Annotated in this window: 11 protein-coding genes; 9 read left to right on the plus strand and 2 right to left on the minus strand. The window is 71.5% G+C overall.

All coding sequences use genetic code 11. The features are described 5' to 3' along the window. The first annotated feature begins 13 nt into the window (after nt 1–13). From E1262_RS06945 to E1262_RS06965, 5 genes are all read left to right on the plus strand, one after another. Nucleotides 14–586 (plus strand): HhH-GPD-type base excision DNA repair protein, encoded by a 573-nt coding sequence (locus E1262_RS06945; RefSeq protein WP_132102398.1) that lies wholly within the window; start codon nt 14–16, stop codon nt 584–586. Between the two features lie 5 nt (nt 587–591). Further along, a complete protein-coding gene (locus E1262_RS06950) occupies nt 592–2,196 on the plus strand; it encodes a SpoIIE family protein phosphatase (protein ID WP_132102399.1) in 1,605 nt (534 codons plus the stop codon). A gap of 126 nt (nt 2,197–2,322) precedes the next feature. Beyond that, nucleotides 2,323–3,837, plus strand: coding sequence for an RNA polymerase sigma factor (locus E1262_RS06955; RefSeq protein ID WP_132102400.1), 1,515 nt, complete (start codon nt 2,323–2,325; stop codon nt 3,835–3,837). A gap of 144 nt (nt 3,838–3,981) precedes the next feature. Beyond that, nucleotides 3,982–4,722 (plus strand): arginase family protein, encoded by a 741-nt coding sequence (locus E1262_RS06960; protein ID WP_203453636.1) that lies wholly within the window; start codon nt 3,982–3,984, stop codon nt 4,720–4,722. Nucleotides 4,723–4,863: 141 nt separating this feature from the next. Further along, nucleotides 4,864–5,460: a rhomboid family intramembrane serine protease gene (locus E1262_RS06965; protein WP_132102401.1), complete on the plus strand. Its 597-nt coding sequence runs from the start codon at nt 4,864–4,866 to the stop codon at nt 5,458–5,460. Here E1262_RS06965 and E1262_RS06970 read toward each other — a convergent pair. Beyond that, nucleotides 5,414–5,854 (minus strand): hypothetical protein, encoded by a 441-nt coding sequence (locus tag E1262_RS06970; RefSeq protein ID WP_132102402.1) that lies wholly within the window; start codon nt 5,852–5,854, stop codon nt 5,414–5,416. The two genes, E1262_RS06965 and E1262_RS06970, sit on opposite strands and share 47 nt — an antisense overlap. Before the next feature lie 58 nt (nt 5,855–5,912). On the opposite strand from E1262_RS06970, the gene E1262_RS06975 reads away from it, so the two are divergent. Both E1262_RS06975 and E1262_RS06980 read left to right on the plus strand, forming a co-directional pair. Next, the gene (locus E1262_RS06975; protein WP_132102403.1) at nt 5,913–6,218 is read left to right on the plus strand and encodes an ArsR/SmtB family transcription factor; all 306 of its coding nucleotides are present in this window, start codon (nt 5,913–5,915) and stop codon (nt 6,216–6,218) included. A gap of 12 nt (nt 6,219–6,230) precedes the next feature. Continuing rightward, nucleotides 6,231–6,407, plus strand: a complete 177-nt coding sequence (locus E1262_RS06980; RefSeq protein WP_132102404.1) for an SRPBCC family protein — start codon at nt 6,231–6,233, stop codon at nt 6,405–6,407. Between the two features lie 163 nt (nt 6,408–6,570). Here E1262_RS06980 and E1262_RS06985 read toward each other — a convergent pair whose 3' ends face one another. Beyond that, on the minus strand, nt 6,571–6,789 hold the full coding sequence (locus tag E1262_RS06985; RefSeq protein WP_203453637.1) for a DUF7455 domain-containing protein: 219 nt from the start codon (nt 6,787–6,789) through the stop codon (nt 6,571–6,573). A 236-nt stretch (nt 6,790–7,025) separates the two neighbouring features. Here E1262_RS06985 and E1262_RS06990 point away from each other — a divergent pair, with 236 nt between their 5' ends. Together E1262_RS06990 and E1262_RS06995 are read left to right on the plus strand one after the other, a co-directional pair. Beyond that, nucleotides 7,026–9,155 carry a DNA gyrase/topoisomerase IV subunit B gene (locus E1262_RS06990; RefSeq protein WP_132102456.1) on the plus strand — a complete coding sequence of 710 codons (2,130 nt, stop codon included), beginning with the start codon at nt 7,026–7,028 and terminating at the stop codon, nt 9,153–9,155. Nucleotides 9,156–9,312: 157 nt separating this feature from the next. After that, the gene (locus E1262_RS06995) at nt 9,313–9,717 is read left to right on the plus strand and encodes a hypothetical protein (RefSeq protein ID WP_132102405.1); all 405 of its coding nucleotides are present in this window, start codon (nt 9,313–9,315) and stop codon (nt 9,715–9,717) included. The last annotated feature ends 78 nt before the right edge of the window (nt 9,718–9,795 follow it).

Genomic DNA, 9,795 nt, shown 5'->3' on the forward strand with positions numbered 1-9,795 from the left:
GGGTTCCGCGAACGTGACCACGCTGTACCTGGCCGGCACTCCCGAGGCCGACGCGCTGCTAGCTCGTGACCCGTTCGCGCTGCTCACCGGCATGTTACTGGACCAGCAGGTGCCCATGGAGAAGGCCTTCTCCGGCCCGGCCGTCATCGCCGAGCGCATGGGCGTCGACCACCTCGACCCCGCGGCCATCGCCGCGTACGACCCCGAGGCGTTCGCCGAGATCTTCTCCCGCACCCCGGCCGTCCACCGATTCCCGGGGTCCATGGCCGAGCGGGTGCAGAAGGTGGCCGCGTACGTCGCCGAGCACTACGGCAACGATGCGGCGAACATCTGGGCCGACGCCGGCACCGGCACCGAGCTGCTGAAGCGGCTCAAGGCGCTGCCCGGGTTCGGTGAGCAGAAGGCCAAGATCATGGTCGCGCTGCTGGGCAAGCAGATCGGCGTGCGGCCCGAAGGCTGGCGCGAGGCGGCCGGCGACTACGGCGCCGAGGGCGCCACCCGGTCGGTGGCCGACGTCGTCGACGCCGACACGCTGGCCCAGGTCCGGGCGACGAAGCGGGAGATCAAGCGTGCGGCGAAGGCCTAGCGGCGATGCGACCGGCTGACGCCCAGCGCCTGCTCGGTGCGCTGGCCGGGGTCGACGCGCCCGTGGGGTTCGCGGTCTTCGACGAGGAACACCGGTACCTGGCCATCAACGCCGCCCTGGCGGAGCGGTCCGGCAAGAGCATCGCCGATCACCTCGGACGGACGCCGGCCGAGGTGCTGCCGCCGGAGCTGGCCGCGCACACCGACGAGATGATCGAGCGCGTCCTGCGCACCGGCGAGTCGGTCGAGGCCGAGGAGCCGGCCGTCTCCGGGCGCACCGACACCTATCACCTGCACTCGTCCTGGTACCTGGTCGACGAGGGCCGCGGCCGCGAGGTCGCCATGTTCGTCGTCGACGACACGTCGCACCAGCGCGCCATCTCGTCGCTGCGCCGCAGCCGGGCCCGCAACGCGCGGCTGCTCGAGGTGTCCGACGTGCTGTCGCGGGCGGTGACGGTGCGCGAGGTCGCCGACGGCGCCGCCGCCATCGGCCGGCGCAACGTCCAGGCGCTGCGGACCGCCGTCACGCTCATCGGGCCCAACGGCCGCCCGTACCCCGTCACCACCGGGATCGGCGAGAGAGAGGCCGTCGCCGTCTGGCCGCACCAGGCCGTCACGCCCACCGACGAGGTGCTGCGCAGCGGCTGGCCCATGTTCCTCGGCAGCCGCGACCGCGCCCGCGCCGCCGCGCCCGGCGACCCCGTCTTCGGCGACTTCCTCGACCGCACCGACGAGCGCGCCTGGGCGGTGCTGCCGCTGGCCGGCGAGGACGGCTGCGTCGGCGCCGTCCGGTTCTCCTTCGCCACGGAGCAGGAGTTCGACTCCGACCAGTGCCGGTTCCTGCGCGCCGTCGCCCAGCAGTGCTCGCTGGCCTTCGCCCGGGCCCGGCTGTTCGAGCGGGAGCGGACGGCGGCAGTGTCGCTCAGCCAGGGGCTGCTGCCGCGCCGGCTCCCGACGGTGGCCGGCATCGATCTGGCGGCCCGCAGCCGCACCGACGTCGGCGAGCACTCCGTCGGCGGCGACTGGTACGACGCGCTGGTGATGCCCGACGGCGAGCTGGCCCTGGTGGTCGGCGACGTCATGGGTCACGGCGTCACGGCCGCCAGCGCGATGGGGCAGATGCGGGCGGCGCTGCGGGCGCTGGCGCTCACCGACCCCGATCCCGCGGCGGTGCTCGGCGGGCTGGACCGCCTGGTCGAGCGCGACGACGCCGTCGAGATGGTCACCGTCGTCTACGCCCTGGTCGACCCGATCAACGGGACGGTCCGGGTCGGCGACGCCGGCCACCTGCCCCTGATCCGCATCCCCGAGGTCGGCGCCGTCGAGTTGGTCGACGCCGGCGCCGGCACCACGCCGATCGGCGTCACCGAGCCGCGCAGCACCCAGTCCGTGCGGCTCTGGCCGGGTGACGTGCTCATCGCGTTCACCGACGGGCTGATCGAGAGCCGGCTGCGTTCGCTCGAGGAAGGCTTCGCCCAGCTGCTGCGTTGCCTGGAGGAACAGCGCGGCGTGCCGCTCGAGCAGATGCTCGACGCGGTCGTCCGTTGCATGCAGATCGACGGCGCCGCCGACGATCAGACGATTCTCGCGCTACGGTGGGCCGGGCGATGAGAACCGTCGGTGTGGGCGGCGGCCTTTCGGGATGAACGGGACCGTGCTGCTGTGCCACAATGATGTGTTGCCGTCGCCACCTCGCGTACTGCGCTGCCCCTAACCAAAGACATCGAGAGGTCGTACGTGTCGTCGAGCTCGTCCAGCACCAAGAACGCCCGGATCCTGGAGCTGCCGTCCGTCCAGGCGCTCGTGATCCAGGGACGGAAGTCGGGCTCGGTCACCGCCGAGGACGTCCGGGTCGCATGCGGTGCGGCCAACCTGGCGATGAAAGAGAGCCGGTTCGTCGTCGAGCATTTGAAGTCGACCGGTATTACCGTCGAGGTAGCGGCAGCGGACTCCCGCAGTCCGCGCAAGCGTGTCGCCGCGGCGACGTCCACCCGTTCCACGGCGGTGGCGACCGCGGCAGCCAACAAGACCGAGCCGGCGGCCAGGAAGGGCGAGGGATCTGTGAAAACGGCGGTGAAGAAGGCGAAAGCCGACGTCCACGACACGGCCGGTGCCGGCGCTACCGAGGAGCCCGCCGCGGCGGCGCCCAAGGGCCGGGGCCGCAAGAAGGCCGCCAAGACGGCCGAGGCGCCGGCCAAGGAACCCGGCGCAGTCGGCCCCGACGGCGAGCCCGACCTCGGCGACCTCGCCGCCGAGGAGGCCCGGGTCGAGGACGAGGGCTTCATCCTCTCCGAGGACGACGACACCGACGAGCCGGAGCAGCAGGTCGCCGTCGCCGGCGCCACTGCCGACCCGGTCAAGGACTACCTCAAGCAGATCGGCAAGGTGCCGCTGCTGAACGCCGGCGAGGAGGTCGAGCTCGCCAAGCGCATCGAGGCCGGCCTGTTCGCCGAGGAGAAGCTGGCCAACGAGGGCGACACCATGCCGGCCAAGCTCCGCAACGAGATGGAGTGGATCGCCGAGGACGGCCGCCGCGCCAAGAACCACCTGCTCGAGGCCAACCTCCGTCTGGTCGTCTCGCTGGCCAAGCGCTACACCGGCCGCGGCATGCTCTTCCTCGACCTCATCCAGGAGGGCAACCTCGGCCTCATCCGTGCGGTCGAGAAGTTCGACTACACCAAGGGCTTCAAGTTCTCCACCTACGCCACCTGGTGGATCCGGCAGGCCATCACCCGCGCCATGGCCGACCAGGCCCGCACCATCCGCATCCCGGTGCACATGGTCGAGGTCATCAACAAGCTGGCCCGGGTGCAGCGGCAGATGCTGCAGGACCTCGGCCGCGAGCCGACCCCGGAAGAGCTGGCCACTGAGCTGGACATGACCCCCGAGAAGGTGGTCGAGGTCCAGAAGTACGGCCGCGAGCCCATCTCCCTGCACACGCCGCTCGGCGAGGACGGCGACAGCGAGTTCGGCGACCTCATCGAGGACTCCGAGGCCATCGTCCCGGCCGAGGCGGTCTCGTTCACGCTGCTGCAGGAGCAGCTGCACGCCGTCCTCGACACCCTGTCCGAGCGCGAGGCCGGCGTCGTCTCCATGCGGTTCGGCCTCACCGACGGCCAGCCGAAGACGCTCGACGAGATCGGCAAGGTCTACGGGGTCACGCGGGAGCGCATCCGGCAGATCGAGTCCAAGACGATGTCCAAGCTGCGCCACCCGTCGCGGTCCCAGGTACTGCGCGACTACCTCGACTGAGCCGTGAGGTTGATCTTGGAGTAACGGTGGAGATGCGGTCCGATTCGCCCGATTGATTCCACAGTTACTCCAAGATCAACTCAGCGTCGCCCGGATGTCCGCACGGATGCCCGGCTGTTCGGGGACCAGTGGCAGAATCGACCGATGACCCGCATCCTCGTGCCCTACCACCTCGACGAGCACCGGCCCGGCCTCGACGTGCCGTTCGAGCCGGGGGTGACGGTGACGCGCGAACTGGCCGGTGACGACGTCTGGGCGCGGCTGGCCGGGCTGTACGACGAGGTCGCCGACGTCGTGGCGGCCGACGTGCGGGGCGGCGAGGTGCCGCTGGTGATGTCCGGCGACTGCATGGTGTCGCAGGCGGTCGTCGCCGGGGTCGAACGGGCCCACGACGGCGCGCCGCCGTCGGTCGTCTGGTTCGACGCGCACGGCGACGTCCAGACGCTGGAGACGACGACGTCCGGGTACCTCGGCGGGATGCCGCTGCGCATGCTGGCCGGTTACCGGCCGGAGCTGCTCGCCGACGGGCTCGGGCTGGCGCCGGTCCCGGAGGACCGCATCGTGCTGGTCGACGGGCGCGACCTGGACCCGCCGGAGCGCGACTACCTGGCCGCGTCGGAGATCCGGCAGGTCTTCACGGCCGAGCTGCACTCGTCCCGGGTTCCGGACGGCCCGGTCTACCTGCACGTCGATCTGGACGTGATCGACGGCGCGCAGCTGCCGGGCCTGCTGTTCCCGGTCCCGGGCGGGCCGTCGGCGAGCGAGGTCGGCCAGGCCGTCCGCCGCGTGCTCGACACCGGACGGGTCGCGGCCGTCGGCCTCGGCTGCACCTGGCACGACGGCCAGGGCGCGGCCGCGCGCGTCCGCGGCGCGCTGCCGTTCTGACGGCCACCGCCCACCTGGTGTTGATCTTGGAGTTGTTCGGCCATCTATCGGACATTTCACCCCGCAAATGCCGAACAACTCCAAGATCAACGCGCGGGAGAGCCTCGTCTCGCAGGCGGCGGGCGTGCATAGACTGGGGAGATGTCGTCCTCGGGTCAGATCACGCCCCGTCGATCCGTGCCGCCGGCCCTGGCGGGCACCGTCTCGGTGTTCGTCCTCGTGCTGCTCATGTGGGCCGAGGAGATCGTCGACGCGTTCCCGGGCGTGAATCTCGACCAGTACGGCATCCAGCCGCAGGACCCCGAGGGCCTCGTCGGCATCGCCGCGGCGCCGTTCCTGCACGGCGGGTTCGGCCACCTCATCGCCAACACCGGCGCGTTCCTGGTGCTGGGCTGCCTCATCGCCATGACGACGCGGCGGTTCTGGCCGGTGACGATCGGCGTGGCGCTGGTCGGCGGGTTCGCGACGTGGCTCGCGGCCGCGCCCAACACCGTGCACATCGGCGCCAGCGGACTGGTCTACGGCTACGCCGCGTTCCTGGTGGCGTGGGGCGTGTTCAGCCGGCGGGCGCTGGCCATCGTGGTCGCGGTCGTCGTGGTGCTGATGTACGGCGGCATCGTGGTGGGCGTGCTGCCCGGCCAGCCCGGCATCTCCTGGCAGGGACACCTGTTCGGCGCGCTGGCCGGTGTGCTCATGGCGTGGCTGCTGCGGGGGAGCGGCGCTCGTCAGCGCGCGTGAACCGCATGTCCATCCAGTGCCGCCACTCGCCGGCGTCGTCGCGGCGGTCCCAGCGCGCGGCCATGCTCGCGCCGTCGCCGGCCACGATCAGCCGCGCCCGCGACGCCGGCCCGGTCAGCGTCACCACCCCGGCCTCGTCGGCCCGCACGGTCATCGTGCCGGTCTCGCCGTCGCTGTCGTAGGCGCGCGCGACGACGGCGTCGCCCTCGGCGCCGAACACCTCCAGCGCCTGGTACCGCCGTCCGTCGATCGTCACGTCGACGTGGTGCACCAGGAAGTACCGACCGGGCAGCCACTCGTAGACGTCGCTGCCCTCGATCCGCACGACGGGGTCGTCCACCGTCTCGCCCTCCGAGCGCCAGGCACCCGTCAGCGCGTCCAGTTTCTCGATCACGACCGCTCCCCAAGCTAGGCTGTGTAAGCAACTTCTTACACAGACTACTGGGAGGGACGTGGACGACGCACTGCGCGCGGTCGCAGACCCGACCCGCCGGGCGATCATGGAGCTGGTGCGCGACGGCGAGCGCTCGGCCGGCGACATCGCGGCGGGCTTCCCGGCGATGAGCCGCCCGGCCGTGTCCCAGCACCTCAAGGTGCTCGCCGACGCAGGGCTGGTGGACGTGCGCCGCGACGGCAATCGGCGACTCTACGCGCTGCGGCCGGAAGGGCTGGCCGACGCGGCCGGGTTCATCGAGCGCATGTGGTCGTTGCAGCTGCGGCGGCTCAAGAAGGCGGTGGCAGCCGACCGCGAGGTCTGACGCCAGTCCCCGATGTTGAGTGGAGAACGAAGGATCGAGCAGGCCATCCGCATCGACGCGCCGCCGGAACGGGTGTGGGCGTACCTCACCGATGCGACCAGACTGGCGCGGTGGTGGGGCAGGGCGCAGGCCGACCCGCGTCCCGGTGGCCTCCTGCGCGTCGCGATGGACGGCGGGCCCGAACCGTGACCCTCCGCCACGGTGGTCTGCCGGCGACGCTGCGCGGCGAGACCACCGACGGCTGGCTGATCGTGCTCCGTCGCCTGGCGGAAGAGGCGGCCGCAGGCCACTAGGAGATGGCTCGGCCGCCTCGCGAAGGAGGCGGCCGGCGGCGTCTAGGAAGAGCGGAAGATCAGTCCGTCACGGGGGTGGACTGGGGCTGGAGGCGGTCGGTCTCGTCGTGCCACTCCACAGCGATGGGGCGGAGCTTGGCCTCGTGCCGGCGGCCGTGGTGGCCGCAGAACAGCAGCTCGCCCTCGTTCAGGACGACGCGGATGTACGCCTGGGCGCCGCAGCTGTCGCAGCGGTCGGCGGCCTTCAGCGGGCTGGTAGCGAGAGCCGTAGTAGTCACGTCGCCTACCTTCCTGATCGTTGGTCCACCGAAGGATCCGGTGGTGTCGTGCATCCGTACCAACATGTAATCACCCCCAGACGTTCCCGCATCTCCAGCGTGGGGTGGTTCGCTCTCCGCGTAATCGGCCCAGCTGTGACGGTGGTCACCTGATCGACTCGTCAACACGTTCGGACGTGGTGATCTCCGCGCGCCTGCGCCGGTTCTGCTGGCCCGAGGGCTTACGCTGGCACAGCATGTGCTCATCAGCAGGAGGGAACCGCGACGTGACCGCCGAGCGCGCCGACGCCGTGACCACCGGTGGCGACTACACCGCCCGCCACCTGTCGGTGCTGGAAGGGCTGGAGGCGGTCCGCAAGCGCCCGGGCATGTACATCGGCTCGACCGACGCCCGCGGCCTCATGCACTGCCTCTGGGAGATCATCGACAACGCCGTCGACGAGGCGCTGGGCGGGTTCTGCGACCGCGTCGAGGTCGTCCTGCACGCCGACGGCTCGGCCTCGGTCAGCGACAACGGCCGTGGCATCCCGGTCGACATCCACACCAAGTCCGGGCTGTCCGGCGTCGAGGTCGTCTACACCAAGCTGCACGCCGGCGGGAAGTTCGGCGGCGGGTCGTACGCTGCCACCGGCGGCCTGCACGGCGTCGGCGCCAGCGTGGTCAACGCGCTCTCGGTCCGGCTCGACGTCGAGGTCGACCGCAACGGCCGCACGCACGCCATGTCGTTCCGCCGCGGCGAGCCCGGCGTCTGGGACGGCGACGGCCCGGCCGCCGCGTTCGCGCCGTTCACCGACCACTCCGAGCTGCGCATCACCGGCCGGGTGGCCAAGCGGGTCACCGGCACCCGGGTCCGCTTCTACGCCGACCGCCAGATCTTCCTGCGCGAAGCCGCGTACTCGTGGGACGACCTCGTCTCCCGCGCCCGGCAGACGTCGTACCTGGTCCCCGGCCTGCAGCTGGTGATCCGCGACGAGCGTGGCGACGAGATCGCCGAGGAGACGTTCCGGCACGACGGCGGCATCAGCGAGTTCGTCGAGTTCCTCAGCCCGGGCGCGCCGGTCACCGACGTCCTGCGGCTCACCGGCGAGCAGACCTTCCGCGAGACCGTCCCCGTCCTCGACGACGACGGCCAGCTGGTCAGCAAAGACACCGAGCGTGTCTGCCAGGTCGACGTCGCGCTGCGGTGGGACACCGGCTACGACACCGTCGGCCGCTCGTTCGTCAATGTCGTCGCCACCCCGAAGGGCGGCACGCACGTCACCGGGTTCGAGCAGGGCCTGCTCAAGGCGCTGCGCGACCAGGTCAAGGTGAACGCCCGGCGGCTCAAGGCCGGCAACGACAAGATCGAGAAGGACGACGTGCTCGAGGGCCTCACCTCGGTGGTCACCGTCCGGCTCGACGAGCCGCAGTTCGAGGGCCAGACCAAGGAGGTCCTCGGCACCGCGGCCGTCCGCGCCATCGTGGCGAACGTGGTCGAGCGCGAGCTCAAGAGCGTCCTGACCTCCACCAAGCGCAACGACAAGTCGCAGGCCGCCGCGCTGCTGGAGAAGGTCGTCCAGGCCGCCAAGGCCAGGGTCGCAGCCCGGCTGCACAAGGAGACCGTCCGCCGCAAGAACGCACTCGAGACCAGCTCGTTGCCGACCAAGCTGGTCGACTGCCGGTCCAACAGCCTGGAGCGCTCCGAGCTCTTCATCGTCGAGGGCGACTCCGCGCTCGGCACCGGCCGCTCCGCCCGCGACGCCGAGTACCAGGCGCTGCTGCCCATCCGCGGCAAGATCCTCAACGTGCAGAAGGCGTCCGTCGCCGACATGCTGAAGAACGCCGAGTGCGCCGCCATCATCCAGGTGCTCGGCGCCGGCAGCGGCCGCACGTTCGACATCGATCAGTCCCGCTACGGCCGGGTCATCCTGATGACCGACGCCGATGTCGACGGCGCGCACATCCGCACGCTGCTGATCACGCTCTTCTACCGGTACATGCGCCCGTACGTCGAGGCCGGCCGGCTGTTCGCCGCGATGCCGCCGCTGCACCGCATCGAGCTGGCCAACCCGAAGAAGGGCCAGGACAAGTACATCTACACCTACACCGACGCCGATCTCGACCGCACGCTGCGCGATCTCGCCCGCAAGGGGGTCCGGGTCAAGGAGACCCCGCAGCGCTACAAGGGCCTCGGCGAGATGGACCCCGACCAGCTGGCCGAGACGACGATGGATCCCCGGCACCGGCGGCTGCGGCGCATCAACGCCAAGGACGCCGAGCAGTCCGAGCGCGTGTTCGAACTGCTCATGGGCAACGACGTCGCGCCGCGCAAGGAGTTCATCATCGCGGGCGCCGCCGAGCTGGACCGCGCCCGCATCGACGCCTGATCGCTGGGAGATTCCTCACCTCACCGGCCGGAATACCGGCGCGGCGACGCTGGTGACGGCGAATCCGGTGGTCCGCGCGTCCCGCCGGCGGTCCGGAGGCGACCCTCCGGACCGATAGGGTGAGGGCGACGCACGAGCAGCGGGGGAGGGACGACGCATGGTCACCGCGCCCCGGACCGTGCTCCGGAACCTCGTCGCCGCGCTGCTCGCCGCCGGCCTCGTCGTGCTGGCGGCCGCCATGGTCACCGGGGGCGGCGACACCGTCCGTGGCCTCGGCCCGGCCATCCACCCGGCCGCGGAGATCACTCCCAACTCGCTGCCACGCGCCGACGACGACCAGCACCCGCTCGACGAGGTCGCGCGGCACACTCCCGACGACGGCGCCACCTCGGCCGGCGACCACGCCGGCCCTGACTCCGCGGCCGTCGTCGGCGACGCCGCGCCCGGCGGTGCCGCCCGCACCGGTACGGACCGGGTCCACGACACCACTGCGCGGCACGCGGCGTCCGCTCCCACAGGCACGGTCGACGGCCGCGCGCCACCTGAACCCGGCGCCCGCTGACCGTCCCGTCCGTGTGAATGTGCCCCTGCGACCCTCCGCAGGCGGCACGATCGAAGGGCTTCCCGTGTCGACCGTCCG

This window comes from Jiangella aurantiaca (assembly GCF_004349105.1).
Classification (GTDB): Bacteria; Actinomycetota; Actinomycetes; order Jiangellales; family Jiangellaceae; genus Jiangella; species Jiangella aurantiaca.